Origin of the sequence: Pantoea sp. M_10, assembly GCF_008631515.1 — a bacterium.
Lineage (GTDB): Bacteria > Pseudomonadota > Gammaproteobacteria > Enterobacterales > Enterobacteriaceae > Pantoea > Pantoea anthophila.
Window position 1 is genome coordinate 226,026 of the sequence record NZ_VWUL01000006.1, and the last position, 26,677, is coordinate 252,702.

24 protein-coding genes and 1 rRNA gene are annotated in these 26,677 nt (G+C 57.9%); 19 read left to right on the top strand and 6 right to left on the bottom strand.

Annotation, left to right across the window (positions count from 1 at the left end; translation table 11 throughout):
- Positions 1-205: 205 nt before the first annotated feature.
- Positions 206-685: a DUF1456 family protein gene (locus tag F3I47_RS17270; RefSeq protein ID WP_009088484.1), complete on the bottom strand. Its 480-nt coding sequence runs from the start codon at positions 683-685 to the stop codon at positions 206-208.
- Positions 686-768: 83 nt separating this feature from the next.
- Entirely contained in the window at positions 769-1,695 is a 927-nt protein-coding gene (gene metR / locus F3I47_RS17275) for an HTH-type transcriptional regulator MetR (RefSeq protein WP_111208476.1), read from the bottom strand.
- Positions 1,696-1,839: 144 nt separating this feature from the next.
- Here metR and metE point away from each other — a divergent pair, with 144 nt between their 5' ends.
- Positions 1,840-4,110 (top strand): 5-methyltetrahydropteroyltriglutamate--homocysteine S-methyltransferase, encoded by a 2,271-nt coding sequence (gene metE, locus F3I47_RS17280; RefSeq protein ID WP_150029896.1) that lies wholly within the window; start codon positions 1,840-1,842, stop codon positions 4,108-4,110.
- A 51-nt stretch (positions 4,111-4,161) separates the two neighbouring features.
- On the opposite strand, the gene F3I47_RS17285 is transcribed toward metE, so the two are convergent.
- Positions 4,162-4,995, bottom strand: a complete 834-nt coding sequence (locus F3I47_RS17285) for a dienelactone hydrolase family protein (RefSeq protein WP_009088490.1) — start codon at positions 4,993-4,995, stop codon at positions 4,162-4,164.
- A gap of 303 nt (positions 4,996-5,298) precedes the next feature.
- On the opposite strand from F3I47_RS17285, the gene udp reads away from it, so the two are divergent.
- The 10 genes from udp (at position 5,299) to tatD (ending at position 14,725) form a co-directional block, all read left to right on the top strand.
- Positions 5,299-6,060 (top strand): uridine phosphorylase, encoded by a 762-nt coding sequence (gene udp, locus F3I47_RS17290; RefSeq protein ID WP_009088492.1) that lies wholly within the window; start codon positions 5,299-5,301, stop codon positions 6,058-6,060.
- Between the two features lie 77 nt (positions 6,061-6,137).
- Positions 6,138-7,406 (top strand): lipopolysaccharide assembly protein LapB, encoded by a 1,269-nt coding sequence (locus F3I47_RS17295; protein WP_150029895.1) that lies wholly within the window; start codon positions 6,138-6,140, stop codon positions 7,404-7,406.
- A gap of 85 nt (positions 7,407-7,491) precedes the next feature.
- The gene (gene rmuC, locus F3I47_RS17300; protein ID WP_150029894.1) at positions 7,492-8,991 is read left to right on the top strand and encodes a DNA recombination protein RmuC; all 1,500 of its coding nucleotides are present in this window, start codon (positions 7,492-7,494) and stop codon (positions 8,989-8,991) included.
- Positions 8,992-9,066: 75 nt separating this feature from the next.
- Positions 9,067-9,825 carry a bifunctional demethylmenaquinone methyltransferase/2-methoxy-6-polyprenyl-1,4-benzoquinol methylase UbiE gene (ubiE, locus tag F3I47_RS17305; RefSeq protein WP_009088499.1) on the top strand — a complete coding sequence of 253 codons (759 nt, stop codon included), beginning with the start codon at positions 9,067-9,069 and terminating at the stop codon, positions 9,823-9,825.
- An 11-nt stretch (positions 9,826-9,836) separates the two neighbouring features.
- On the top strand, positions 9,837-10,442 hold the full coding sequence (locus tag F3I47_RS17310) for an SCP2 domain-containing protein (RefSeq protein WP_046100983.1): 606 nt from the start codon (positions 9,837-9,839) through the stop codon (positions 10,440-10,442).
- On the top strand, positions 10,439-12,076 hold the full coding sequence (gene ubiB / locus F3I47_RS17315) for a ubiquinone biosynthesis regulatory protein kinase UbiB (protein WP_009088503.1): 1,638 nt from the start codon (positions 10,439-10,441) through the stop codon (positions 12,074-12,076). The genes F3I47_RS17310 and ubiB overlap by 4 nt, the downstream gene beginning before the upstream one ends.
- A 109-nt stretch (positions 12,077-12,185) precedes the next feature.
- The gene (tatA, locus tag F3I47_RS17320) at positions 12,186-12,440 is read left to right on the top strand and encodes a Sec-independent protein translocase subunit TatA (protein ID WP_009088506.1); all 255 of its coding nucleotides are present in this window, start codon (positions 12,186-12,188) and stop codon (positions 12,438-12,440) included.
- A 3-nt stretch (positions 12,441-12,443) separates the two neighbouring features.
- A complete protein-coding gene (gene tatB, locus F3I47_RS17325; protein WP_009088507.1) occupies positions 12,444-13,097 on the top strand; it encodes a Sec-independent protein translocase protein TatB in 654 nt (217 codons plus the stop codon).
- Positions 13,097-13,855: a Sec-independent protein translocase subunit TatC gene (gene tatC / locus F3I47_RS17330; protein WP_009088508.1), complete on the top strand. Its 759-nt coding sequence runs from the start codon at positions 13,097-13,099 to the stop codon at positions 13,853-13,855. Before tatB ends, tatC begins: the two co-directional genes overlap by 1 nt.
- A gap of 87 nt (positions 13,856-13,942) precedes the next feature.
- Complete coding sequence (gene tatD / locus F3I47_RS17335) at positions 13,943-14,725, top strand: 3'-5' ssDNA/RNA exonuclease TatD (protein ID WP_150029893.1); 783 nt, start codon at positions 13,943-13,945, stop codon at positions 14,723-14,725.
- Here the strand turns inward: tatD and rfaH are convergent.
- Positions 14,722-15,210 carry a transcription/translation regulatory transformer protein RfaH gene (gene rfaH, locus F3I47_RS17340; RefSeq protein ID WP_009088512.1) on the bottom strand — a complete coding sequence of 163 codons (489 nt, stop codon included), beginning with the start codon at positions 15,208-15,210 and terminating at the stop codon, positions 14,722-14,724. The genes tatD and rfaH overlap by 4 nt on opposite strands.
- Positions 15,211-15,416: 206 nt before the next feature.
- On the opposite strand from rfaH, the gene pepE reads away from it, so the two are divergent.
- From pepE to fre, 3 genes are all read left to right on the top strand, one after another.
- Positions 15,417-16,142 carry a dipeptidase PepE gene (gene pepE / locus F3I47_RS17345; protein ID WP_058958179.1) on the top strand — a complete coding sequence of 242 codons (726 nt, stop codon included), beginning with the start codon at positions 15,417-15,419 and terminating at the stop codon, positions 16,140-16,142.
- An 80-nt stretch (positions 16,143-16,222) separates the two neighbouring features.
- Positions 16,223-17,707 (top strand): 4-hydroxy-3-polyprenylbenzoate decarboxylase, encoded by a 1,485-nt coding sequence (ubiD, locus tag F3I47_RS17350; protein WP_009088516.1) that lies wholly within the window; start codon positions 16,223-16,225, stop codon positions 17,705-17,707.
- A gap of 41 nt (positions 17,708-17,748) precedes the next feature.
- Complete coding sequence (gene fre / locus F3I47_RS17355) at positions 17,749-18,450, top strand: NAD(P)H-flavin reductase (RefSeq protein ID WP_009088519.1); 702 nt, start codon at positions 17,749-17,751, stop codon at positions 18,448-18,450.
- Positions 18,451-18,518: 68 nt separating this feature from the next.
- Here fre and fadA read toward each other — a convergent pair whose 3' ends face one another.
- Complete coding sequence (fadA, locus tag F3I47_RS17360; RefSeq protein ID WP_150029892.1) at positions 18,519-19,682, bottom strand: acetyl-CoA C-acyltransferase FadA; 1,164 nt, start codon at positions 19,680-19,682, stop codon at positions 18,519-18,521.
- A gap of 10 nt (positions 19,683-19,692) precedes the next feature.
- The gene (gene fadB / locus F3I47_RS17365; RefSeq protein WP_150029891.1) at positions 19,693-21,876 is read right to left on the bottom strand and encodes a fatty acid oxidation complex subunit alpha FadB; all 2,184 of its coding nucleotides are present in this window, start codon (positions 21,874-21,876) and stop codon (positions 19,693-19,695) included.
- A gap of 186 nt (positions 21,877-22,062) precedes the next feature.
- On the opposite strand from fadB, the gene pepQ reads away from it, so the two are divergent.
- The 5 genes from pepQ to F3I47_RS17390 all read left to right on the top strand — a co-directional run.
- Positions 22,063-23,394 (top strand): Xaa-Pro dipeptidase, encoded by a 1,332-nt coding sequence (pepQ, locus tag F3I47_RS17370; protein WP_150029890.1) that lies wholly within the window; start codon positions 22,063-22,065, stop codon positions 23,392-23,394.
- Complete coding sequence (locus F3I47_RS17375) at positions 23,394-24,011, top strand: IMPACT family protein (protein WP_150029889.1); 618 nt, start codon at positions 23,394-23,396, stop codon at positions 24,009-24,011. Before pepQ ends, F3I47_RS17375 begins: the two co-directional genes overlap by 1 nt.
- Before the next feature lie 32 nt (positions 24,012-24,043).
- On the top strand, positions 24,044-25,495 hold the full coding sequence (trkH, locus tag F3I47_RS17380; RefSeq protein WP_009088529.1) for a Trk system potassium transporter TrkH: 1,452 nt from the start codon (positions 24,044-24,046) through the stop codon (positions 25,493-25,495).
- 17 nt (positions 25,496-25,512) lie between these two features.
- The gene (hemG, locus tag F3I47_RS17385) at positions 25,513-26,046 is read left to right on the top strand and encodes a menaquinone-dependent protoporphyrinogen IX dehydrogenase (protein ID WP_150029888.1); all 534 of its coding nucleotides are present in this window, start codon (positions 25,513-25,515) and stop codon (positions 26,044-26,046) included.
- 414 nt (positions 26,047-26,460) lie between these two features.
- Positions 26,461-26,677, top strand: a 16S ribosomal RNA gene (locus F3I47_RS17390); the annotation flags it as partial.

Here is a 26,677-nt window from a genome sequence, read left to right on the forward strand (position 1 = left end):
CGGGCTGAGAAGTAAAGCGTCCGCCGCATGGCTGGCCCGGTGCTGCTCTTGTCAAAGCCCTGATGAAGCGGGAGGGAAGGGGTGGCGCAGCTGAAGAGCAAAGCGTCCGAGCCAGGGATGGCGAGGCCGTGCTGCATGGATGCAGGCTTTCTTTGCGATCAGATGCGCCACCTCTGACCACGCAGGGGTCAGAAGCGATCAGAAATTAAGCCGGCTTATCACTCTTCGGACGCTGGATCATCGCCAGCCCTTTCAGGAAGTTACGCAGAATCTGATCGCCACACTCGCGGTAGTTCTTATGGTCAGGCTTGCGGAAAATCGCCCCTACTTCAGCCTGCGAGACGGTAAAGTTTGCGCGCTTCAGCACGTCAGGAATGTCAGTCGTTTTCAGATCGAACGCGATACGCAGTTTCTTCATGAAAATATTGTTATTCATTTTGCGCTCGATTGACGGGGCAGGCGCCTCTTCACTTTTACCACGACGGTAAAAAATCAGGCCATTCAGAAAATACCCCATCAGCACATCAGGGCAGGGACGGAACGCGGCGTCGTCATCTTTTTTCAGCCACGCCTGAACATCCGTCTCGGGTACCTCACATTCCGCCAGCGCAAAAATCTTCACCATTCCGGCATCGCTCAGATTAAGCATGTAGCGCACGCTGCGCAGAATATCGTTATTAGTCATGGTGAGATCTTCTCATGGTCAGTCGACAGGCTGCGCATTATAGGGGATTTTGCCAGCGTTCGCGCAGGTTTGTGCCCGACCAGTTACCGCTGCAACACCGCACCGGGCAGGGCAGCATCGCGCACAAACGGCAGATGCTCACAGGCGTGCTGACGGGCGAAACGGATAAAGGCTTCCAGCACCGGCTGCCGCTGTTCACCTTCGCGCACGGCGGCGTAAAGACGACTCCAGAGCCCCTCACCCAGCGTGCGGGTCACGACCAGACCCTGCTTCTCAAAACTCTCCACCACCCAGTGCGGCAGCGCCGCGATACCCATGCGCGCGGAAACCATCTGAATCATCAGCAGGGTGTTATCGACACTTTTCAGTGCCGGACTGACGCCAGCAGGCTGCAGGAAGTGACGCCAGATATCCAGACGCTGACGCTGCACCGGATAGATCATCAACACCTCATCAGCCAGATCTTCCGGGGCAATCTGCTCCACCTGCGCCAGCGGATGATCCGTTGCCAGCACCAGCCGTACTTCATAATCGAACATCGGGGAGTAGAACAGGCCGGAGCGCGCCAGAATATCGGAGGTCAGCACCACATCCAGCTCACCCTGCTGCAGAGCGGGCTGAGGATCAAAGGTCACGCCCGATTTGAAATCCATCACCACCTGCGGCCAGCTCTGACGGAATTTATCCAGCGCGGGGGTCAGCCACTGAATACAGCTATGACACTCGATCGCCACCCGCAGCGTGGTCTGATGCGGCTCATGGCACGCCTGCAGGGCCTGCTGGATCTGCGGCAACACCTGCTCTGCCAGCTGCAGCAGAATATCGCCCTGCGGCGTAAACCGCAGCGGCTGACTTTTACGCACGAACAGGCGGAATCCCAGCCGCTGCTCCAGGTCGCTGAACTGATGAGAGAGCGCCGATTGCGTCTGGTGAAGCTGGGCCGCCGCCGCCGCCAGCGATCCCGTGTTGCGCAGAGCCTGAAGCGTCCGCAGGTGCTTGAGTTCGATCATGAGGGTCCTTCACATCGAAAATGAACATATTGCGCTTGAGCCACATACAGTACCCGCAGATTATAGCAGTGTAAACATCTGGACGGCTAAACCTCTCTGGCTGCCTGTAAAAGCCAGCGTGAAAGATTATCTGGAGAACAGCACATGACTATCCTGAACCACACCCTCGGCTTTCCCCGTATTGGCCTGCGCCGGGAACTGAAAAAAGCACTGGAGCAGTACTGGGCGGGTGATATTTCGCAGCAGGACTTACTGGCGGTAGGCCGTGAACTGCGCGCCCGCCACTGGCAACAGCAGAAAGCGGCGGGTGTCGATCTGCTGCCGGTCGGCGATTTCGCCTGGTACGATCATGTGCTGACCACCAGCCTGATGCTGGGCAACGTGCCCGCACGCCATCAGAACCCGGAGGGCAGCGTTGACCTGGACACCCTGTTCCGCCTGGGCCGCGGTCGAGCCCCCAGCGGTGAACCCGCCGCCGCGGCAGAGATGACCAAATGGTTTAACACCAACTATCACTACATGGTGCCGGAATTTACCCGGGGACAGCGGTTTAAACTGACCTGGACTCAGCTGCTGGACGAGGTCGATGAGGCGCTGGCGCTGGGTCACAACATCAAGCCGGTGCTGCTGGGGCCGGTAACCTATCTCTGGCTGGGCAAAGTGAAAGGTGAGCCGTTCGAGCGCCTGTCGCTGCTGGAGGCGATTCTGCCCGTCTACCAGCAGGTGCTGGCAGAACTGGCCAGGCGGGGCATCGAATGGGTGCAGATTGATGAACCGGCCCTGGCCCTGGAACTGCCGCAGGCGTGGCGCGACGCCTTTAAACCGGCGTATGACGCGCTGCAGGGTCACAGCAGACTGCTGCTGACCACCTACTTTGACAGCATCGGACAGAACATTGAGGTGATTCGCGCACTGCCGGTGCAGGGCCTGCATGTCGATCTGGTTCATGGCCACGATGACCTCCAGCAGCTGAATCAGCAACTGCCCGCCAGCTGGCTGCTGTCACTCGGGGTGATCAACGGGCGTAACGTCTGGCGCGCCGATCTCAGCCGCTGGTTCAGCCGTCTGCAACCGGTGATTGCACAGCGGGAACAGGTCTGGATCGGCTCCTCCTGCTCGCTGCTGCACAGCCCGATCGATCTCAGCGTGGAAACCCGTCTGGATGATGAGGTCAAAAGCTGGTTCGCTTTCGCCCTGCAGAAGTGTGCTGAACTTTCGCTGCTTACTCACGCACTGAACCAGAACGATGCGGCGTCGCTGGAGGCATGGAGTGCCCCGGTGCGCGCCCGTGCGCACTCGCGACGCGTGCACAATGCCGCAGTGTGCCAGCGTCTGCAGGCCATCACGCCACAGCTCAGTCAGCGCCAGCGCGCCTATTCTGAGCGGGCTGCCCTGCAGCGTCAGCGTTTCAGACTGCCGGCCTGGCCCACCACCACCATCGGCTCTTTTCCCCAGACCACCGAGATCCGTGGCCTGCGCCTCGACTTTAAGCAGGGCCGTCTCGACAGCAGCCACTACCGCACCGGCATCGCGGCACATATCAGGCAGGCCATTACCGAACAGGAGCGGCTGGGGCTGGATGTGCTGGTTCACGGTGAAGCGGAACGCAACGACATGGTGGAGTATTTTGGCGAGCATCTGGAGGGATTTGTCTTCACCCAGAACGGCTGGGTGCAGAGCTACGGTTCCCGCTGTGTGAAACCGCCGGTGATCATCGGGGATATCAGCCGGCCGGCGGCGATCACCGTGGAGTGGGCCAGCTATGCGCAGTCGCTGACCGACAAGCCGGTAAAAGGGATGCTGACCGGCCCGGTTACTATCCTCTGCTGGTCATTCCCGCGTGAAGATGTGTCACGGGAAACCCTCGCAAAGCAGATCGCGCTGGCGCTGCGTGATGAAGTGGAGGATCTGGAGAAGGCAGGAATCGGGATTATTCAGATAGATGAACCGGCTCTGCGTGAAGGCCTGCCTTTGCATCAGTCGGAGTGGGCCGCCTACCTGACCTGGGCGGTAGAGGCGTTCCGGCTTACCGCGGCCGTGGCGCAGGATGACACCCAGATTCACACCCATATGTGTTACTGCGAGTTCAACGACATCATGGATGCCATTGCGGCGCTGGATGCCGATGTCATCACCATTGAAACCTCGCGCTCCGATATGGAGCTGCTGGAATCGTTTGAGCATTTCGACTATCCGAATGAAATCGGCCCCGGCGTCTATGACATTCACTCGCCTAACGTTCCCAGCGTTGAGTGGATAGAGGCCCTGCTGCAGAAGGCCGCACAACGGATTCCGGCAGCGCGTCTGTGGGTAAACCCGGACTGCGGCCTGAAAACGCGCGGCTGGACGGAAACACGTCAGGCGCTGGCCAATATGGTAACGGCGGCGAAGAAACTGCGTGGTGAGACGGCGTAGGGAAGCGGGTCCGGGTGGCAAAAAAGGGGCGCAGACGCGCCCCTTTTTCAGTTACTGCGAGGTCACACCATATTGCCTGAACCAGGTCAGCATCCGCTGCCAGCCATCCTGAGCCGATTCCGCATGGTAGCTCGGGCGGTAGTCTGCATTAAACGCATGACCCGCTTCGGGATAGACGATGATCTCGGCGGTGGCATTGGCGGCATGCAGCGCCTGTCGCATCTGCTCGACGCTCTCCAGCGGAATGCTCTCGTCCTGTCCGCCATAGAGCCCTAAAACCGGCGCGTTGAGCGCGACGGCAATATCAATCGGGTGCTTCTGCTGCTTCAGGGTGCGGTCGCCGGTCAGCCGTCCATACCAGGCCACGGCGGCGCGCAGCTGCGGATTGTGCGCGGCGTAGAGCCAGCTGATGCGGCCACCCCAGCAGAAACCGGTAATGCCCATGCGGCGGATATCGCCGCCGTTGCGTGCGGCCCAGTTGGCGGCATGGTCCAGGTCAGCCAGCACCTGAGTATCCGGCACTTTACTGACCAGCTCGCTGAACAGCGTCGGGATATCGTGATACTCAGAGGGATCGCCCTCGCGGAAATAGAGCTCCGGTGCAATCGCCAGATAGCCTTCCAGCGCCAGACGGCGGCAGATATCCCGGATGTGTTCGTGCACACCAAAGATCTCCTGCACCACCAGCACGACGGGTAAAGGACCTTCCGCTGACTGCGGTTTAGCAAAATAGGCCGGCATGTTTTCGCCCTGACTGGGCACGGAAGTCTCACCTGCGTGAATGGCCGGACTATCGGTAATAATGGTGGTGTCGGCGGTGGGCTGCACGGCTGGGGCAAAGCCGCCCGTCGCCGGTTTTTGTGGCAAAGTATCACTGGGTTTCATTATTCTCTCCGTGCAAGCATTGGCGCAATCACGTAACTATAGCCTGGCCCGAAAGCGAGCGTGCCAGGTGTCGGGTAACAGAATCAGCAGCGAACAAACGCATCCACCTCTTTAACATTGCCCTGACCCCGACACAGCCCCGCCGGGCGTTATCCGGGCGAAGAAGATGTTAATGTGTGATTAATGTCGCATTTTTTCTTCCGGTAAATGTAACTTTCATTTTCTTAAGTGAATGCTGTCACATATTTATCGGGCGTGCTGGCGTAGAGTGGCGCGCTATCATCCCTTAACAGGAGTCTGCAAATGACACAGTCTGACGTTTTCCATCTTGGCCTGACGAAAGCCGATCTGCAGGGCGCCACCCTGGCGATTGTGCCGGGCGACCCGGAGCGCGTGAAGAAAATTGCCGGACTGATGGAGGATGCCACGCATCTCGCCTCACACCGTGAATTTACCTCCTGGCTGGCAAAGCTGGATGGCAAGCCGGTGGTTGTCTGCTCAACCGGCATCGGCGGTCCTTCGACCTCGATTGCGGTAGAAGAGCTGGCTCAGCTTGGCGTGCGCACCTTCCTGCGCGTCGGCACCACGGGTGCCATTCAGCCACATATCAACGTCGGCGATGTGCTGGTCACGACCGCCTCCGTGCGCCTGGATGGCGCCAGCCTGCATTTCGCGCCGATGGAGTTCCCGGCGGTGGCTGACTTCGGCTGTACCACTGCGCTGGTGGCGGCTGCAGAAGCCTGTGGCGCCACAACCCATATCGGCATTACCGCCTCCTCTGACACCTTCTATCCGGGCCAGGAGCGCTACGACACCGTCTCAGGCCGCGTCGTCAGCCGTTTCAAAGGATCGATGAAAGAGTGGCAGGAGATGGGTGTCCTCAACTATGAGATGGAATCCGCTACACTGTTAACCATGTGCGCCAGCCAGGGCCTCCGCGCCGGTATGGTGGCAGGCGTCATTGTGAACCGTACGCAGAAAGAGATCCCTGATGCGGTCACCATGAAACAGACAGAAAGCGACGCAGTGAAGATTGTGGTCGAAGCGGCGCGTCGCTTGCTGTAGGCCGCGTCAGGCCGCGGGACCCTATCGGGCCTGCTGCTGTATAAGGCGCGTCATTTCAGTGAAACCTGAGAAGGCTTATGCGCAATACACTTCCTGTCCGACGACCGGCATTCAAAGCCGATCCCGCCGCTCTTAATGCCCGACTGGAACGCGGTGCCGAACGCTTCCGTGCCGCCATGCAGCAGGGTGACTATGCCCAGGCCGCCCAGTGCTGCGAAGAGGCGCTGCGCTATCTGCCTCAGCAGATGCAGGTGCTGAGCGACTATGCACTCTGTCTGCTGCGTCTGGGTCAGTACCAGAAGTCCTATAAAATCTATCAGAAGATTGCACACTCCCCGCCCGCGGTGCGCAGCACCGCCTCTGAAACCTGGCTGGATGGCCTGACGGAGGTCTGTGGCTGGCTGAATAAGCCGGATGAGGTGGCGCGCTATGGTCTGGCGTCGCTGATGCAGTCCGATGCGCGTTTCAGTCAGGGGCAGCGCGTGGTGTTTCCCGCTCCCCAGCCCGAACCTGCCGATCTCACACAGCCGCACCAGAATGTCATTGCCTTCAGCCTGTTTGGTGACCAGCCGCGCTACTGCGAAACCCTGATTAAAAACGTTGAAGTCGCACCTGAACTCTATCCCGGCTGGGTCTGCCGCATCTACCTTGACGACAGCGTGCCGCAGCATGTCTGGCAGCGACTGGACCAGCCGCATGTGCAACGGGTCGATATGTCGCATGAGAAAACCCTGTTTCCCACCCTGTGGCGTTTTCTGGTGATGGACGATCCTGGCGTGAAGCGCTTTATCGTCCGCGATGCCGACTCGCTGCTCTCAGAGCGCGAAGCGGCGGCGGTCAGCGCCTGGCTGGCTTCACCTTACTGGTTCCACCATATGCGTGACTACTTTTCCCACACCGAACTGCTGCTGGCAGGGATGTGGGGCGGTTGTCATGGCGTCTTTCACAACGTGGAACAGGCGATGCGTGATTTTATTGCGCACTACCGGGGGAGCGAACGCTTCACCGATCAATATTTCCTCAAAGTGGCGTTATGGCCGACAGTACGTGAAAGCGTGCTGAATCACGATGAACTGTTCCACTTTCATCAGGCCCGGCCGTGGCCTGCCCATGCGCCGGTGCGCTGGCAGACGCCGCAGTTCCACGTGGGCAGCAATGCCGGCTTTGCCAGTATGACCGGGAAAGCCAGTGTGGCCGACGGCAGCAGACAGCGCGTGGCGATCACCGCGGGCGAAACCACCTGGCACTATCTGGCGCAGGTTAAGCAGGGTGAGTGGCTGTTGCCGATGCCCTTTTTTCTGATTGAGGAGTGGCAGGCGGGAAGGGTGACCGTGACCGCGCTCTAAGTTGCTGAGCGCGAATAAATTTATCTGGACATTCATACAGTGCGACTCTACCTTTTTCCTCAGCAGTGTAAGTCGCGGGGAAATCATGGATCAGCACATCATCATCAGCATCTGTCTGGCGCTTGCCGGGGTCGGGATCGGCTGGATGCTGGCACAGCTTCGTGCCGGGCACCAGGCCGCCAGTTTCCAGACTGAGCGTCGTCTGCTGCAGGAGGCACAGCAGCGTCAGCAGCAGCAGACTGAACAGCTTCAGCAGCAGATCCGCGAGCGGGAACAGGAGCTGCGTCAGCTGCACGGTGCCCTGAGCGGAGCCACGGAGCGGCTGCAGCAGCTCGACTACTGGCGCAATGAAAGCGAGCAGCTCAATCGCGAGCTGCGCAATCAGCTGGAGGTCAACAGCGCGCAGGAAGCGGAGCTGCGTGAGGTGACCATCCGTCTGGAAGAGACCCGTTTTGCCGCCGAGGAGAAGCAGCGCCTGCTGACCAACAGCGAGCAGCGTCTCAGCGCCCAGTTTGAAAACCTCGCCAACCGCATTTTCGAAAACAGCGGCCGTCGCGTCGATGAGCAGAACCGTCAAAGCCTGGATAGCCTGATTGGCCCGTTACGTGAACAGCTGGATGGCTTTCGTCGTCAGGTGCATGAAAGCTTTGGCGCAGAGGCGCGTGAACGTCACACCCTGACCCACGAAATCCGTCAGCTTCAGCAGCTGAATGCGCAGATGGCGCAGGAGGCGCTCAACCTGACCAAAGCCCTGAAGGGCGACAATAAAATCCAGGGTAACTGGGGGGAAGTGGTCCTGAGCCGGGTGCTGGAAGCCTCCGGGCTGCGTGAAGGCTATGAATATGAAACGCAGGTCAGCATTCAGTCTGAACAGCAGGGCAGGATGCAGCCGGATGTGATTGTGCGGCTGCCACAGGGCAAGGATGTGGTGGTGGACGCCAAGATGACGCTGGTGGCCTATGAGCGCTACTTCAATGCGGATGATGAGATCGAACGTGAACAGGCGATTCAGGAGCATGTCAGCGCCATGCGGGCCCATATCCGCCTGCTGGGACGAAAAGATTATCAACAATTGCCCGGTTTACGCTCGCTGGATTATGTGTTGATGTTCATTCCGGTTGAACCGGCCTTTTTACTGGCGATCGACCGCCAGCCTGAGCTGATTAGTGAGGCGCTGCAGCAGAATATCATGCTGGTCAGCCCCACCACGCTGCTGGTGGCGTTACGGACCATCAATAATCTGTGGCGCTATGAGCACCAGAGCCGCAATGCACAGCGTATTGCCGATCGGGCCGCACGCCTCTATGACAAGATGCGGCTGTTTGTGGATGACATGAGCGGTATTGGTCACAGTCTGGACAAAGCGCAGAACAGCTATCGCGAGGCGATGAAAAAGCTGGCAGAGGGGCGCGGTAACCTGATTGCGCAGACGGAAGGCTTCCGTGCGCTGGGCGTTGAAATCAAACGGCCGATCAATCCTCAGCTGGCCGAACGGGCCATGCCGGAAAAGCGGATGGCAGATGACGACAGGGATGATGAGGATGCGGATGACAGTGACAGGCGTGTGAGACGCCTCCACGAATAGTATGGGCGCAGCGTGCCTGACTTCCGTGACTCTGATACACTTCGGAAAGTATTGTTTGTGGAGCAGGTAAAACCGATGGCAGATGAATCACAGCAGGAAACCACCCATTTTGGCTTTCAGACGGTCGCCAAAAGCGAAAAAGCTGACAAAGTCGCGGATGTGTTTCACTCCGTAGCGGCAAAATATGACCTGATGAACGATTTGATGTCCTTTGGCGTCCATCGTATCTGGAAGCGCTTTACCATCGACAGCAGCGGTGTTCGCCGCGGTCAGCGTGTGTTGGATCTGGCGGGGGGCACCGGCGATCTGACGGCAAAATTCTCTCGTCTGGTGGGTGACACCGGTCAGGTGGTACTGGCGGATATCAACAGTTCCATGCTGAAGATGGGCCGCGAAAAGCTGCGCAATCAGGGTGTGGTGGGCAACGTCAGTTACGTGCAGGCCAACGCAGAAGCTCTGCCTTTCCCTGATAACTACTTCGACTGCATCACCATCTCCTTTGGTCTGCGCAACGTCACGGAAAAAGAGAAGGCGCTGGCCTCCATGTTCCGGGTGCTTAAGCCGGGCGGACGCCTGCTGGTGCTGGAGTTCTCTAAGCCGGTGCTGGACCCGCTGAGCAAAGCGTATGACGCCTATTCGTTCCACATTCTGCCGCGTATCGGCCAGCTGGTGGCGCAGGATGCTGAGAGCTACCGCTATCTGGCCGAATCGATCCGTATGCATCCCGATCAGGAGACCCTGAAGGCGATGATGAACGATGTCGGCTTTGAAAATACCACTTACTCCAACATGACTGGCGGCATCGTGGCGCTGCATCGTGGATTTAAGTTCTGAGTGAGATGGTGATGAACCTGACTCCTTTGATTACGGCGGGCATGGAGACGGCACTGAACCGTATTCTGTACCGCGATCGCGGCCTTAAGCCGGCGCGGCAACGTCTGAATGGCAAAGTCCTGACACTGCGCCTGAATGAGTTCTCGTCTCCTCTGGTGCTGGTGTTCAGTGAACAGCAGCTGGACGTGTTAGCTGACTGGCAGGACCGCAGCGACTGCACGGTGATCACCTCGCTGAAAAGTCTGCCAAAGCTTCGCGATCGCCAGCAGCTGACGCCGCTGATTCGCAGCGGTGAACTGCAGGTAGAGGGCGATCTGCAGGTGGTGCAGCAGTTCTCGGCGCTGATGGATCTGGCTGAGCTGGATCCGGCGGAATATCTGGCTCCCTGGGTGGGCGACATCGCCGCGCAGGGCATCAGTCAGCGGGCACAGCAGGCTTTCCGCTTTTTCAAAGGTGAAGCAGCGCGTCGTCAGGGATATCTCGGACAGGCCATGACCGAAGAGTGGCGTGTTGCGCCTGGCTCACTGGAACTGGCCTGGTTTTCTGAGGAGGTCGACGCGATGGAACGTTCGCTTGAGGCGCTTGATGCGCGTCTGGCGCAGCTGGAGGCAAAATGAGTTTAGGAGAGATCCGCCGCTTATATCTGATCATGAAGGTGTTTCTGACCTATGGCCTTGATGAACTGATCCCGCAGACACGTCTCACTTTCCTGTTCCGCCTGTGGCGTCGCTCAATTTTCTGGATCCCCAATCTGCACCAGCATGAACCGACCGGTGCGCGTATGCGTATGGCGATGGAGCAGCTGGGGCCGGTCTGGATCAAGTTTGGTCAGATGCTGTCAACGCGCCGGGATCTCTTCCCGCCGCTGATCGCCGATCAGCTGGCGATCCTGCAGGACCGTGTGGCGCCCTTCGATGGCGTCAAAGCGAAAGCACAGATTGAAGCCTCGATGGGCGCCCCCATCGAGACCTGGTTTGATGATTTTGACATCAAGCCGCTGGCGTCTGCGTCGATTGCGCAGGTTCACACCGCCACGCTGAAATCTAACGGCAAAAAAGTGGTGATCAAAGTGATCCGCCCCGACATTTTGCCAGTGATCAAAGCGGATATGAAGCTGATCTATCGTCTGGCGCGCTGGGTTCCGCGTCTGCTGCCGGATGGCCGTCGTCTGCGTCCGGTCGAAGTGGTGCGCGATTATGAGAAAACCCTGCTTGATGAGCTGAACCTGTTACGCGAAGCCGCTAACGCCATTCAGTTACGCCGCAATTTTGAAGAGAGCCGTATGCTCTATGTGCCGGAAGTCTATTCCGACTATTGCAGCGAAACCATGATGGTGATGGAGCGCATTTACGGTATCCCGATTTCCGACGTTGCGACGCTGGAGCGCCACGGCGTGAACATGAAGCTGCTGGCCGAACGCGGTGTCCAGGTCTTCTTTACCCAGGTTTTCCGCGACAGCTTCTTCCACGCAGATATGCATCCGGGCAATATTTTTGTCAGCTATGAACACCCGGAAGATCCGCAATATATCGGTATCGACTGCGGCATCGTGGGGTCGCTGAACAAAGAAGATAAGCGTTATCTGGCGGAAAACTTTATCGCGTTCTTCAACCGTGACTATCGCAAGGTTGCCGAGCTGCACGTTGATTCCGGCTGGGTACCGCCCGATACCAACGTCGAAGATTTCGAGTTTGCGATTCGCACGGTGTGTGAGCCGATTTTTGAAAAGCCGCTGGCTGAGATCTCTTTCGGGCATGTGCTGCTGAACCTGTTCAACACCGCGCGTCGCTTTAATATGGAAGTGCAGCCGCAGCTGGTGCTGCTGCAAAAAACGCTGCTTTATGTGGAAGGCATTGGCCGTCAGCTCTACCCACAGCTCGACCTGTGGAAAACGGCCAAACCGTTCCTGGAAGAGTGGATCAAGGATCAGGTGGGTATCCCCGCCATTATCCGTGCGGTCAAAGAGAAAGCGCCGTTCTGGGCTGAAAAGCTCCCGGAGCTGCCAGAACTCTTTTACGACAGCATGCGTCAGCACAAGCTTTTACGGCACAGCGTCGATAAATTAGTGGGCGACCTCAATGCGCAGCGCGTCCGTCATCATCAGGCGCGTTATCTGTTTGGCGTCGGTGCCACACTGCTGCTAAGCGGAACGGCAGTTCTGCTCACCCGACCGGATTGGGATCTCTTTCCGGCGGTTCTGATGGCGGCAGGAATCGTTTCATGGCTAATCGGCTGGCGTAAGACAAACTGATTGTCACGTCTGTTTAAAAAAAGGTAATGTCGCTGGCTAAAGCCCGGCTAAAAAGGGCACTCTGTCCTGCATTACCTTATCGTTTTCACAGAATATTAGAGGCTATCTCATGGGCGGTATCAGTATCTGGCAACTGTTAATCATTGCCGTGATTGTTGTACTTCTGTTCGGTACCAATAAATTACGTAATCTGGGTTCGGATTTAGGTTCTTCGATTCGTGGCTTCAAAAAGGCCATGAGTGATGAGGACGACAAAAAGGATCAACCGAAAGAGCAGGACGCTGACTTCGCTGCCAAAACGCTGGCGGACAAACAGCAAACTTCGGCTAACAAAGAAGAAGCCAAGAACGACAAGCAGGTGTAAACCGTGTTCGATATTGGTTTTAGTGAACTGGTATTGGTGTTCGTTATCGGGCTGATTGTACTCGGCCCGCAACGATTACCGGTTGCGGTGAAAACCGTGGTCGGCTGGATCAGGGCGATTCGTTCGCTGGCAGCCAATGTACAACATGAACTGGCGCAGGAGCTCAAACTGCAGGAGTTGCAGGAGAGCCTGAAAAAGGTGGAAGAGGCGGGCCGTGGCACGCTCTCCCCTGAGCTGAAGGAGTCGATGGAAGAGCTGCGTAAAACGGCAGATTCAATGAAGCGCTCGGTCAGTCAGAGCATCGACATTGAAAAAGAGGAAGACGAAGCGAACACCATCCACTCAGCACAGCACCGGTATGCCCCTGAGCCTGCTGCGACGGAAACCGCCGCGACGCCAGCCTCAGCAGAGCATCAGGCCAGCGCACCCGCACAGGCACCGTCTGCGGTAGCGGGTGCTGATGCCGCGGTGCAACCCGCACCGGCCGCGGCCGCACAGCGACCCTCTGCTGCGCCATCCGCTCCGGCTGCGCCATCCTCTGCTGCGCCTGCTGCTGTGGCCAGCGCACCGGCACAGGCACCCGCTGGCGACGCCGCCAGGTCATCAGGGTCTGCGCGTCCTTCCGCGACCTCCTCTTCTGCAGGTGATGAACGATAATGGCCGTTGAAGATACCCAACCGCTCATCAGCCATCTGATTGAGCTGCGTAAGCGATTACTGAACTGCATCATCGCCGTACTGGTCATTTTCCTGGTACTGGTCTATTTCGCCAACGACATCTACCAGCTGGTCGCATCACCGCTGATCAGTCAGATGCCGGTGGGCTCCAGCATGATTGCAACCGATGTCGCCTCGCCGTTCTTTACCCCGATAAAGCTGACCATCATCGTGTCAGTGTTTCTCGCGGTGCCGGTGATCCTCTATCAGGTCTGGGCATTTGTCGCCCCGGCGCTCTACCGGCATGAGCGCAGGCTGGTGATGCCGCTGCTCTTTTCCAGCACCTTCCTGTTCTACTTCGGTGTGGCCTTTGCTTACTTCGTCGTTTTCCCGCTGGCATTTGGCTTTTTCACCAAGACAGCACCCATCGGCGTGACGGTCGCAACGGATATCGCCAAATACCTCGATTTCGTCATGACGCTCTTCATGGCCTTTGGGGTAGCGTTTGAGGTGCCGGTGGCGATCGTGTTGCTCTGCTGGACCGGTATCACCAGCCCGGAAGATCTGAAAAAGAAACGTCCCTATATTCTCGTGGGCGCTTTCGTAGTCGGGATGCTGCTCACACCTCCGGACGTTTTTTCCCAAACTTTGCTCGCTATTCCGATGTACTGCCTGTTTGAAGTCGGCGTATTCTTTTCCCGTTACTATGTGGGTAAAGGCCGCTGGTCACAGGATGAGGATAAACATACCGACGCCTGACGCTGACCGTATGACCCGCACAGGCGGGAAGCGAGCCATCCAGACCGCCCCTCCGGGCGGTTTTTTTTACAAACTGTGGGAAAAATTATGTTTGATATCGGTGTAAACCTGACCAGCACGCAATTCGCCTCCGACCGGCAAAAGGTGGTTAAACGCGCGCGTGATGCGGGCGTCACCGGCATGCTTATTACCGGCACCAACGCGCTGGAGAGCCAGCAGGCTCAGCGACTGGCTGAAGGCCAGCCCGGCTTTTGCTGGTCTACCGCGGGCGTTCACCCTCATCATGCCAGCGAATGGTCGCTGGAGATCGCCAGCACCCTGCGCCGGCTGGCGGAAAAACCGGAAGTGGTCGCCATTGGTGAGTGCGGACTCGATTTTAATCGCAACCTCTCGGCCCATGAGCAGCAGGAGTATGCATTTGACGCACAGCTGGCGCTGGCCGCAGAACTCAATATGCCGGTGTTCCTGCACTGCCGTGAAGCCCATGCGCGTTTCGCTGCGGTGCTTACTCCCTGGCTGCCAAAACTGCCGGGTGCGGTGATCCACTGCTTTACCGGCACGCGCGACGAACTGGAAGCCTGTCTGGAAATGGGGTTATCTGTGGGCATTACGGGCTGGGTCTGCGATGAGCGTCGGGGTCTGGAACTGCGCGAGCTGCTGCCGCTGATCCCGGCCGAACGCCTGCTGCTGGAAACGGATGCGCCCTACCTGTTGCCGCGCGACATGCGTCCGCGTCCGCCTTCGCGCCGCAACGAACCCTGCTTTTTACCGCATATTGTCAATCAGGTGGCGACATGGCGAGGTGAGAGTGCGGAGGCACTGGCGGCCCGCATTGATCATAATGCGCGGACGCTGTTCAGACTGGCTTAAAGCTTGCGGAACTGCTTGTTATCGACGCTGCGCATCACCTGCTTGTTGAGGAGATTCAGCAACAGGATCGAGCGTGTTTCACCATCCGGCTCGGCAAAAATGGCGCGCAGCCCTTCAAACGTTCCTTCGGTGATGACAACCTCATCGCCGCTCTGTGGCGTTTCAGGATCGAGCAGGATTTGCGGGACGTCGGTTTCCAGCGCTTCGATGACCGCCGACGGCACGGTTGCCGGGGTGGAGCCGAAGCGGACAAAGTGACTGACACCGCGGGTGCTGCTGATGGTGGTGGTGTGAATCTCTTCAGGATCGAATTCGATAAACAGGTAGTTAGGGAACAGCGGCTCACTCACCGTGGTGCGTTTACCGCGCACGATCTTTTCCAGAGCGATCATCGGGCTGAGGCAATGCACCTCCTGCCGCTCGAGATGCTCCTTCGCGCGCAATAGCTGTCCACGTTTGCAATAGAGTAAGTACCAGGCTTCCATAACGGCTCCCATTGAATGGACGCTAAGAATAGCAAACCTGTTGCCAGAGTTATAGCGCAGGGGCAGGGTAAAGCGGCCCGCAGAGAAAATAAATTGAGACTTTTCTTAGCAGGCCGGAGGCGTGCAGAAACGGTAACGGGAAATTGACGTGTACCAGGACTCTGTATCAGACTCGATAACCTTCACCCCTGCAAAAGGAACGTCTGATGGAACTCTTTCTGTTGAGCAATGGCAGGCTGGCGGACGATGCGCCGCTGCTGGGTTATGCGCAGCCGCAGCTGCACGCGATGATCGCCCGACGCGCTATCCGCTCGGCGGTCCTTATCCCCTACGCGATAATCCGGGGCGATCAGCAGCAGCGCGCCGCCGAACTCACGGCCTCTCTGGGCATCCCGGTCAGGCTGGTTCAATCCTTTGCCTCACCGGCTGAGGCGATTGCACAGGCAGAACTGATTCTGGTCAGCGGCGGCAACACCTGGTTTCTGAACCAGATGCTGCATGAGCAGGATCTCATCGTCCCGATTCAGCGTGCGGTACGTGAGCGACAGGTGCCTTATCTCGGCTGGAGCGCGGGCTGCAATGTGGCGACGCCCTCCATCCGCACCACCAACGATATGCCGGTGCGCAGCAGTGTAGTGCTGCCCGCGCTGGGACTCTTTCCGGTGCAGATCAATCCCCACTATCTTGATGCCAGCGTCAGCGGCCATATGGGCGAAACCCGCGATGAGCGTCTGGCGGAGTTCTGCGCGGTTAACCCGACGGAGTCGGTGATTGCCCTGCGTGAAGGCAGTTTTCTGCACCTGCATGACAACCAGCTGCGTTATCACAGCGTGCGAAACGAGGACTTTAAGCTGTTTCGCCACGGTGACCCGATTCAGGGAATGCACGATACCCGCGCACTGCAGCCGCTGGTTCCCTTTCAGTGCGTATGAGGCTGCGGTATAAACCTCAGCAACTCCGCGTAATCAGACCTATAATGGCCGATTCACTCTGGCCGGAATGTTAAAGCCGCATGAAATACCACGATTTGAGAGACTTCCTCGCGCTGCTTGAACAGCGCGGTGAGCTAAAGCGCATTACCCAGTCCATCGATCCCGAACTGGAAATGACGGAGATTGCCGATCGCACGCTGCGTGCCGGTGGCCCCGCCCTGCTGTTTGAAAACCCGAAAGGGTACGATATGCCGGTGCTGTGCAACCTGTTCGGCACGCCTAAGCGCGTGGCCATGGGCATGGGGCAGGAGGAGGTGAGCGCCCTGCGTGAAGTGGGTAAGCTGCTGGCCTTCCTGAAAGAGCCTGAGCCGCCAAAAGGCTTCCGCGACCTGTTCGATAAAATGCCGCAGTTTAAGCAGGTGCTGAACATGCCGACCAAACGGCTGCGTAATGCGCCCTGTCAGGAAGAGGTGTTCAGCGGTGATGAGGTCGATCTGACGCGTATTCCGGTCATGAAGTGCTGGCCAGGCGATGCCGCACCGCTGATTACCTGGGGACTGACCGTCACGCGCGGCCCCCACAAAGAGCGCCAGAATCTCGGTATTTACCGTCAGCAGGTGATCGGTAAAAATCGTCTGATCATGCGCTGGCTGTCGCACCGTGGCGGCGCGCTTGATTTTCAGGAGTGGACGAAAGCGCATCCGGGTGAACGTTTTCCGGTTTCGGTCGCGCTGGGCGCCGATCCTGCCACCATCCTCGGCGCGGTGACGCCGGTGCCTGACACGCTGTCAGAATATGCGTTTGCCGGTCTGCTGCGCGGCAACAAAACGGAAGTGGTGAAGTGCCTGTCGAACGATCTTGAAGTGCCGGCCAGTGCGGAAATCGTGCTGGAAGGGTATATCGAAGCGGGCGATATGGCGCCAGAAGGCCCCTACGGCGACCACACTGGCTACTACAATGAAGTGGATAGCTTCCCGGTATTTACCGTGACGCATATCACGCAGCGTCGACAGCCGATCTATCACTCCACCTATACCGGGCGTCCGCCAGATGAACCCGCCGTACTGGGCGTGGCGCTGAATGAAGTTCTGGTACCAATTCTGATTAAGCAGTTCCCGGAGATCGTGGACTTCTACCTGCCGCCTGAAGGTTGCTCCTACCGGCTGGCGGTTGTGACGATTAAAAAGCAGTACGCAGGGCATGCCAAACGTGTCATGTTTGGCGTCTGGTCATTTTTGCGGCAGTTCATGTACACCAAATTTGTTATTGTGTGTGACGATGATGTTAATGCGCGCGACTGGAATGACGTGATCTGGGCGATCACCACGCGAATGGATCCGGCCCGTGATACGGTATTAGTCGAAAATACCCCTATCGACTATCTCGATTTCGCCTCGCCGGTTTCCGGGCTGGGGTCGAAGATGGGGCTTGATGCAACCAATAAGTGGCCGGGTGAAACGCAGCGTGAATGGGGTACGCCCATTGTTAAAGATCCTGCGGTCACGGCGCGCATTGATGCTATCTGGGATGAGCTAGGTATTCTTGATCAGCCGCCACAGCGTTGATGGCGAGCACAACCATAAAGACGACCCGACAGAGGGAACGCATGACAACGTTAAGCTGTAAAGTAACTTCGGTTGAGGCGATTACCGACACGGTCTATCGCGTTCGCCTGATCCCTGAAGCGGAATTCAGTTTTCGCGCGGGGCAGTATCTGATGGTCGTGATGGATGAGCGTGATAAGCGTCCATTCTCACTGGCCTCAACGCCGATGGAAAAAGATATTATTGAGCTGCATATCGGCGCGTCCGATCTCAACCTCTATGCGATGGCGGTGATGGATCGGATCCGCAACGATCGTCAGATCACCGTCGATATGCCGCACGGTGACGCCTGGCTGCGCGAAGAGAGCAGTAAGCCGCTGATCCTGATTGCAGGTGGCACCGGCTTCTCCTACGCCCGTTCGATTCTGCTCACCGCGCTGGCGGAACAGCCGGAGCGCGATATCGCCATTTACTGGGGCGGACGTGAGCTTAAGCATCTGTACGATCTGGACGAGCTGAATGCGCTGGCGGTGAAGCACCCGAACCTGAAAGTGATCCCGGTTGTTGAACAGCCTGAAGCGGGCTGGCAGGGACGTTCCGGTACGGTACTGACCGCGGTGATGCAGGATTTCAGCACGCTGAGCGAACATGAAATCTACATCGCCGGACGCTTTGAGATGGCGAAGATTGCCCGCGACCGTTTCTGTGCCGAGCGTGGCGCAGTCGAGTCACAGATGTATGGCGATGCGTTTGCCTTTATCTGATCGCCGGCAGCAGACAGAAAAAACCCGCCGGTAACGGCGGGTAAATCTGACAAAAAAAACGCAACGTATTACAGACGCTCGAATACGGTTGCGATCCCCTGGCCCAGCCCGATACACATGGTGGCAAGACCCAGGCTGGCATCGCGTCGTTCCATAATGTTCAGCAGCGTGGTACTGATGCGCGCGCCGGAACAGCCCAGCGGATGGCCTAACGCAATCGCGCCACCATTCAGATTGACCTTTTCATCCAGCTGCTCCAGCAACCCTAAATCTTTGATGCACGGCAGTGTCTGCGCAGCAAAGGCTTCGTTCAGCTCAAAGACGTCGATATCGCTGACGCTCAGTCCCGCCCGTTTTAACGCCAGCTTACTGGCCGGAACCGGCCCATAGCCCATGACTGAAGGATCGCAGCCCACCACGGCCATGCTGCGGATGCGGGCGCGCGGCGTCAGTCCCAGCTCGCGGGCGCGTGATTCGCTCATCACCAGCATGGCGGCTGCGCCATCTGACAACGCTGACGAGGAGCCCGCCGTCACAGTGCCATTTACCGGATCGAAAGCCGGTTTCAGCGCCGCCAGGCCTTCGGCGCTGGTCTCTTCGCGGATCACTTCATCGAAATCATAACGTTTGAGGATGCCGTCGCTGTCATGACCATAGGTGGCGACAATCTCTGTCGCAAAATCACCGCGCCGGGTGGCCTGCCAGGCCCGCTGGTGCGAACGCAGGGCAAACGCATCCTGCTGCTCACGGCTGATATGATGCATCCGCGCCAGCATTTCTGCCGTCAGGCCCATCATCCCTGCGGCTTTGGCAACCGTCCGGCTCAGCCCGGGATGAAAGTCGACGCCGTGGTTCATCGGCACATGCCCCATATGCTCCACGCCACCGATCAGACAGCTCCGGGCATCACCGACCATAATGGCGCGGGCGGCATCGTGCAGCGCCTGCATGGAAGAGCCGCACAGCCGGTTGACGGTGCTGGCTGGCACCGTGTGCGGAATTTCGGCCAGCAGGGCAGCGTTACGTGCGATATTAAATCCCTGCTCCAGCGTCTGCTGCACGCAGCCCCAGAGAATGTCATCCAGCTCTGCCGGGTTCACCGTCGGGTTACGGCTAAGCAGTTCACGCATCAGATGCGCAGAGAGATCTTCGGCGCGCACATGACGGAAGGCGCCGCCTTTTGACCGGCCCATTGGCGTGCGCACGGCATCAATAATCACCACATTTTCCATCTTCTTGCCCTCAGGCGCTTTTCAGCGCGGCTTCATCAATCGGTTTGGCGGCGGGATACCAGCTTTCATGCTGATGGGCTTTCTGCAGCAGCAGGGCAGGCAGGGCATACAGGCCACCGAGGCCGCTATAACGCCGGGCCTGATCCACCACGTTGCTGTTGCCCAGAGTATCGAGATAGCGGAAAGCCCCGCCACGGAAAGGCGGGAAGCCGAGGCCATACACCAGCGCCATATCGGCTTCAGCCGGTGAGGCGATAATCTTCTCTTCCAGGCAGCGCACCACTTCGTTCAGCATCGGCAGCATCATGCGGTTCAGAATCTCTTCATCGCTGAAGATTCGCGCGGGCTGACAGGCCTGCTGCAGCAGCGTATCGACATCGGCATCGGCCACTTTTTTTGGCTTGCCCTTTTTATCTTCTTCCCAGCGCCAGAAGCCTTTGCCATTTTTCTGGCCAAAGCGACCAGCCTCAAACAGCAGATCGATTGCGTCGCGATAGTCATGCTTCATGCGGTCCGGGAACCCGTCAGCCATCACGCTTTGCGCGTGGTGCGCCGTATCGATGCCCACGACATCCAGCAGCCATGACGGCCCCATCGGCCAGCCAAACTGTTTTTCCATGACCTTATCTATCTGGCGGAAATCTGCGCCATCGCGCAGGAGCAGGCTGAAAGCGGCGAAGTAGGGGAACAGCACCCGGTTAACAAAGAAGCCGGGGCAGTCGTTGACCACGATAGGGGTTTTGCCCATTTTGCTGGCCCAGGCCACCACTTTGCCGAGCGTCGCTTCACTGGTTTTCTCGCCCCGGATCACTTCGACCAGCGGCATACGCGGCACCGGATTAAAGAAGTGCATGCCACAGAAGTTTTCCGGGCGCTGTAACGCCTGCGCCAGCTGGCTGATAGGAATGGTCGAAGTATTCGAGGCCAGAACGGCGTCGTCACGCAGGTGCCGCTCTGTTTCAGCCAGCACTTTAGCCTTGATCTGCGGGTTCTCGACTACCGCCTCCACCACCACGTCGGCCAGTTCAAAACCGGCGTAATCCAGCGTGGGCTGGATGGTGGCGATGACGCTGGCCAGCCTGTTGCCGTCAATTTTTCCGCGCGCCAGCTGGGAGTTAAGCAGCTTGCTGGCTTCATTCATCCCCAGCGTCAGCGCCTGTGGATTGATATCTTTCATTCTGACCGGCACGCCTTTCCAGGCAGACTGGTAGCTGATGCCACCGCCCATGATCCCTGCGCCCAGCACTGCCGCCTGAGCAGGTGCGCCGCTTTCGCTGGCGCGTTTTTTTGCCAGCCCTTTAACGTACTGATCGTTGAGGAAGATGCCGACCAGAGCGCGCGCTTCGTCAGACTGCGCCAGCGGCACAAATGCAGCCGTTTCAAGCTTCAGCGCATCATCACGACCGAGACTGGCCGCGGCCTCAATGGTTTTTACCGCCATCAGCGGAGCGGGGTAATGTTTTCCTGCGGTCTGCATCACCATGCCCTTCGCAATGGTAAAACTCATCGCCGCCTCGATTGGACTGAGCTTCAGCGGGGCCAGTTTAGGCGCACGGCGCGCCTGCCAGCTGCCCTCTTCGGCGGCCGCTCTGAGCATTGTGATGCCCGCTTCGCGCAGTTTGTCACGGGCAACCACCGCATCGACCAGGCCCAGTTTCAGCGCGGCATTGCCATCCACATCTTTACCGGCGGCAATAATTTCCAGCGCGCTGTCGGCTCCCAGCAGTCGGGGCAACCTTACGCTGCCGCCAAAGCCTGGCATGATGCCGAGTCTGGTTTCCGGCAGGCCGATGCGGGCATCCGCAGTGGCGATGCGCAGGTCGGTCGCCAGGACGCACTCACATCCGCCACCCAGCGCATAACCATCAATGGCTGCCAGGGTGGGCACGGGCAAATCTTCCAGACGGTTGAAGATGCTGTTGGCGTAACTCAGCCACTGGCTCAGCTTTTCGGTGGGGGCATTAAACAGGGAAAGAAACTCGGTAATGTCCGCACCCACGATAAAGGCGGGTTTAGCGGAGCTCAGCAGCAGGCCGCGCAGTGCTGGCTGCTGTTCCAGGACCGCAATGGCCTCGCCCAGACTGGCGACCGTTTGCGTATCCAGCTTGTTGACTGAGCCTTTGGCATCAAAAACCAGCTCGGCGATGCCATCGTCCAGCCAGTGAAGGGTAAGGTTAGCGCCTTGGTAGAGCATGTGCGTCTCCTGAAACCGCGAAAGGTGATCTGGTCATACCAGATGATCGTGAGTGTGGGAGTGATGTTAATTTTTTGCAAACCGCTCTTTGCTTATTTGCTAACAAGATCACAGCCACGCCGGCTTCGGCATCTGAGCAAGGGGTATGCTAAACTGCGGCCATTTCGCGACACGGGAGAGACGGCTATGGATTCACTGAAGACCTTGTATCACGCGCACATCGCCACGTTGCAGCAACGGGCGCAGCAGGTGCTGGCACGCAATAAACTGGATGCGATGCTGATCCATTCCGGTGAGTTGCTGACGGTGTTTCTGGATGACCACACCTATCCGTTTAAGGTGAATCCGCAGTTCAAAGCCTGGGTGCCGGTCACGCAGGTACCTAACTGCTGGCTCTGGATCGACGGCGTGAACAAGCCGAAACTGTGGTTCTACTCTCCGGTGGATTACTGGCATAACGTTGAACCGTTGCCGGACAGTTTCTGGACCGGAGATGTCGAGGTTATCGGCCTGAAAAACGCCGATGAGATTGCGCAGCTGCTCCCTGCACAGCGTGATAATGTCGCCTATATCGGGCCGGTTAATGCACGCGCGGCGCAGCTCGGAATCTCCTCAGACAACATCAACCCTAAAGCGGTCATCGACTTCCTGCACTACCATCGCAGCATCAAAACCGACTATGAACTGGCCTGTCTGCGCCAGGCGCAGAAGCTGGCGGTTGCGGGTCATCGCGCGGCCAAAGAGGCGTTCTCTGCGGGCCTGAGCGAATTTGACATCAATCAGGCTTACCTGACCGCGACCGGCCATCGTGATACCGATGTGCCGTACGGCAATATCATTGCGCTGAATGAACACGCGGCGGTGCTGCACTACACCCACCTGGATCATCAGCCACCGGCGAAACGTCACAGCTTCCTGATTGATGCGGGGGCCGAATATCTGGGCTACGCCGCCGATCTGACCCGCAGCTATGCGGCGCAGAGCAGCTCGCTCTATGCCAGAATGGTGGAGGCGATGAACGCCGAGGAGCTGGCGTTAATCGCCACGCTGAAGCCGGGTGTGCGCTACACCGATTATCATCTTCAGATGCACCAGCGTATTGCGAAGATGTTGCTGAAGTTTGAGCTGGTGCAGGGAATCAGCGAAGAGGCGCTGGTGGCTGAAGATCTGACCGGGCCATTTATGCCACACGGTCTGGGGCATCCGCTGGGCTTGCAGGTGCATGACGTTGCCGGGTTTATGCAGGATGAGCAGGGCACCCATCTCGCCGCCCCTGCGCAGTATCCTTACCTTCGCTGCACCCGCGTGCTGCAACCCGGCATGGTCTTAACCATCGAGCCGGGCTTCTATATTATCGACTCGTTACTGGCGCCGCTGCGTCAGGGCCGTTTCAGTCAGCACTTTAACTGGCAGGCGATTGATGCGCTTCGGCCTTATGGCGGCATTCGCATCGAAGATAACGTGGTGATCCATCCAAACCGCGTTGAAAACATGACCCGCGATCTGCATCTGGCCTGATGGACGCGTTTGATATTCCCGCGCTGGCCGTGAGCATCAGCGAGGAAACCATCAAAAAGAGTCGCTTTATTACGCTGCTGGCGCACACCGGGGGGACAGAGGCCGCGCGCGCCTTTGTCCAGCAGGTGAAAAGCGAGCATCCTGCTGCCCGGCATCACTGCTGGGCCTGGGTGGCGGGCGCGCCGGATGACTCTCAGCAGCTCGGTTTTTCGGATGATGGTGAGCCGTCGGGCACCGCCGGGAAACCGATGCTGGCGCAGCTGATGGGTGCCGGTATTGGCGAGGTGACCGCTGTGGTGGTGCGTTATTACGGCGGCATCATGCTGGGCACCGGTGGCCTAGTGAAGGCGTATGGCGGTGGCGTCCAGCAGGGACTGAAGCAGTTACCGCGACAGCGCAAAGTGCCGATGATGGTTTTCACGCTGCAATGCGACTATGCACAGCTCAGCGATATCGAACGGCTGGTGCAGCGTTTTGAAGGTAAGGTGACCGACAGCCACTATCAGGATCGTATTGCGCTGACGCTGGCATTGCCTTACGGACAGATCGAGGGGTTCAAAAAAAATCTGTCAGACTTTAGCCGGGGCGCGTTGTCGCTGATCCCGCTCACACCATGATGTTCATCTCTCTTATTTAAAGGAACGGCTGAATGCACTTTCGCGCCATTACCCGCATCGTCGGTCTGCTGGTAATTCTTTTTTCAGTGACAATGATTCTGCCCGGCCTCGTCGCATTAATTTATCGCGATGGCGCGGGACGGGCGTTCAGCCAGACATTTATGATGGCGCTGGTGATCGGCTCGCTGCTGTGGTGGCCGAACCGTAAAAAGAAAACCGAACTCAAACCCCGTGAAGGGTTCCTGATCGTCGTCCTGTTCTGGACGGTGCTGGGCAGCGTAGGGGCCATGCCCTTTATCTTTGCGGAGCAGCCGCATCTTTCTGTCACGGATGCGTTCTTTGAATCTTTCTCGGGCCTGACAACCACCGGAGCCACCACGCTGGTGGGGCTGGACTCGCTGCCTAAGGCCATCCTCTTCTACCGGCAGATGCTGCAGTGGCTGGGCGGGATGGGGATCATCGTGTTAGCGGTAGCTATCCTGCCGATTCTGGGCGTCGGGGGCATGCAGCTCTATCGCGCTGAAATGCCGGGCCCCCTGAAAGACAATAAAATGCGCCCGCGCATCGCCGAGACGGCCAAGACACTCTGGCTGATCTATGTTCTGCTGACCGTAGCCTGCGCGCTGGCACTCTGGCTGGCGGGCATGCCGGCGTTCGATGCTATCGGCCACAGCTTTTCGACCATCGCCATTGGCGGCTTCTCAACTCATGATGCCAGCATCGGCTACTTTAACAGCAGCACCATCAATACTATCGTGGCGGTGTTCCTGCTGATTTCCGGCTGTAACTACGGCCTGCACTTTTCCATGCTAAGCGGACGTAACCTGCGCGTGTACTGGCGGGACCCGGAGTTCCGCATGTTTATCGGCGTTCAGCTGACGCTGGTTCTGATCTGTACGGTGGTGCTCTGGTTCCACAATGTCTATGCCAGCGGCTGGCAGACCCTGAACCAGGCCTTTTTCCAGGTGGTGTCCATGGCGACGACGGCGGGTTTCACGACCGACAGTATCGCTCGCTGGCCGCTGTTCCTGCCGGTTCTGCTGTTGTGCTCAGCTTTCATTGGTGGCTGTGCCGGTTCAACCGGGGGTGGCCTGAAGGTGATCCGCATTCTGCTGTTGTGCAAACAGGGTAACCGCGAGCTTAAGCGTCTGGTTCACCCGAATGCGGTGTACACCATTAAGCTGGGCAATCGTGCGCTGCCGGAGCGTATTCTGGAAGCCGTCTGGGGATTCTTCTCGGCCTATGCGCTGGTGTTCCTGGTGAGCATGCTGGCGATCATCGCCACGGGCGTCGATGACTTCTCCGCTTTTGCTGCCGTTGCCGCGACGCTGAATAACCTCGGGCCGGGCTTAGGCGTCGTGGCAGACAACTTCACGTCGATGAATGATGTGGCGAAATGGATACTTATCTCTACCATGTTGTTCGGGCGTCTCGAGGTTTTCACCTTGCTGGTGCTGTTCACGCCTACTTTCTGGCGTGAATAATTAATAAGGATGCTGACATGAAAGCGCTGATTCTCTATTCCACCCGCGACGGGCAAACGCAGAAGATTGCTTCCGCTCTTGCGGAGACCATCCGGCAGCAGCAGCCGTGTGATGTGCTGAACATCCAGGATGCCGCTGTGCCTGACTGGACACTGTATGATCGCGTACTGATTGGCGCCTCGATCCGCTATGGCCATTTTCAGCCGGTCGTCGAGACCTTCGTTAAGCAACATCTCCCTGCGCTGCAGCAGCGTACCAGCGGTTTCTTTTCGGTAAACCTCACGGCACGCAAACCTGAGAAGCGTACTCCTGAAACGAATGCCTATACCCGGAAGTTCTTATTGCAGTCTCCATGGCAGCCTGACTGCTGTGCCGTATTCGCAGGGGCACTCTATTATCCCCGCTATCGCTGGTTTGACCGTGTGATGATTCAGCTGATTATGCGTATGACCGGCGGTGAAACCGATGCAACGAAAGAAGTGGAATACACGGACTGGCAACAGGTGAGCCGTTTTGCCCATGAATTTGCACAGTTACCAGGCAAATCGTAGCGAAATAGCGCGATTCGGTGAAAATTACTTCGAACAGTAATCTTTTCGCAATAAACGCTTGTCAGGCCGCGCGAACTCCCTATAATGCGCCTCCATCGACACGGCACAACGGCTTACGGAATGCGGTGTTGAGAGGTTCAGGAGACTGACCCGCCGGAGAAAAACTTCTGAAAAAAGAGGTTGACTCTGAAGGAGGAAAGCGTAATATACGCCACCTCGCGACAGGACGCTAACGCACTGTTCGCACTGCTCTTTAACAATTTATCAGACAATCTGTGTGGGCACTCGCAGGATTGATATCAGCGTCCTTGGACGCACAAAAATATCAAAGCCTCACGAGTGAACACATAATGAAATTCATTATGACGTTTTACAGATGAGCACCGCTGAACTGGTTTCAGCAAATCAAACTTTAAATTGAAGAGTTTGATCATGGCTCAGATTGAACGCTGGCGGCAGGCCTAACACATGCAAGTCGGACGGTAGCACAGAGAGCTTGCTCTTGGGTGACGAGTGGCGGACGGGTGAGTAATGTCTGGGGATCTGCCCGATAGAGGGGGATAACCACTGGAAACGGTGGCTAATACCGCATAACGTCGCAAGACCAAAGAGGGGGACCTTCGGGCCTCTC